Genomic DNA, 1,444 nt, shown 5'->3' with positions numbered 1-1,444 from the left:
TAGATAAGGAGTGATCAAAATGCTCGCTTTATTAGGGTACTTAATGATTTTAGTATTTATGATTTTAATTATGACAGGGCGTCTTTCGGCTATGATTGCTTTAATTGTCGTACCAATTGTCTTTGCTCTTATAGGTGGATTTGGCAGTGAAATGGGGCCTATGGCGCTAGAAGGGATTAAAAGCGTTGCCCCAACAGGTATTATGATTTTATTTGCTATTCTTTTCTTTGGTATTTTGATTGATGCTGGAGTTTTTGATCCAATTATAAGGACAATCCTTAAGCTTGTAAAAGGTGATCCTGTAAAAATTGCTATTGGAACAGCGGTTTTGGCTCTTCTTATTTCGTTAGATGGAGATGGAACGACGACTTACATGATTACGATTTCTGCCATGCTTCCTCTTTATAAAAGAATCGGCATGAAACCACTTATTTTAGCAGGGATTGCTGTTTCAGCTTCAGGAGTCATGAATCTCCTTCCTTGGGGAGGACCGACAGCACGAGTGATGACAGCTTTGAATCTTGAAATGTCTGATGTTTTCACACCTGTTATTCCTGCTATGATTGGCGGTATTTTATTTGTTCTCTTCATGGCTTTTGTTCTTGGTAGAAAGGAAAGAAAGAGAATTGGTGTAATAGAGTTTGACTACAAGATTGCGGCTCAACATGCCGCTGCAGTAGAGGATGCGCATCTTAAACGTCCTAAATTAATCGTTTTTAACTATGTATTAACAGTAGTTCTTTTGGTAGCGCTCATTATGGAGTTATTACCGTCAGCTGTATTGTTCATGATTGGTTTTGCGATTGCCATTACAATGAATTATCCAAAAATGAGTGATCAAAAAGAACGTGTAGCCAATTATGCAGACAATGCTTTATCGGTTATTTCAATGATTTTTGCAGCTGGAATTTTCACTGGAATTCTTTCTGGGACTGAAATGGTGGATGCTATGGCAAACTCATTGATTAAGCATATCCCGGACGCAATGGGGTCGCATTTTGCTGTAATCACTGCGATTATTAGTGCGCCATTTACTTTCTTTATGTCCAATGACGCTTTTTATTATGGTGTTCTGCCGCTGCTTGCCAAAGCGGGGGCTGCATATGGGATTGATCCTGCTTTAATTGGGAGAGCTTCTCTTTTTGGTTTACCGGTTCATCTATTAAGTCCTCTTGTTCCGTCTACCTATTTATTAGTTGGGATGGTAGGGGAGGATTTTGGTAAACTTCAAGGTTCTTTCTTAAAATGGGCGTGCGGATCAACCATTGTCATGATAGTGGTTGCGGTCGTATTAGGGATAATCCCTTTATAAAATAGTTGATGATGAAGGTTAATTGAGTAAAAGCAAGCGGCGACAATCGCTTGCTTCTTTATTTTAATTGCAGTATAACTAACCCGTTTATTCGGTTATTTATATCAAAAAACAGTTCAGTATTCTATTAAC

Annotated in this window: 1 protein-coding gene; it reads left to right on the top strand. The window is 38.5% G+C overall.

The features are described 5' to 3' along the window. The first annotated feature begins 19 nt into the window (after positions 1 to 19). Entirely contained in the window at positions 20 to 1,312 is a 1,293-nt protein-coding gene (locus V7068_RS21800; protein WP_499714519.1) for a CitMHS family transporter, read from the top strand. The last annotated feature ends 132 nt before the right edge of the window (positions 1,313 to 1,444 follow it).

It is taken from the genome of Bacillus sp. JJ634 (assembly GCF_036962285.1).
GTDB classification, from domain to species: domain Bacteria; phylum Bacillota; class Bacilli; order Bacillales; family DSM-1321; genus Peribacillus; species Peribacillus asahii_A.
This window is presented reverse-complemented; position numbering and strand designations above follow the sequence as displayed.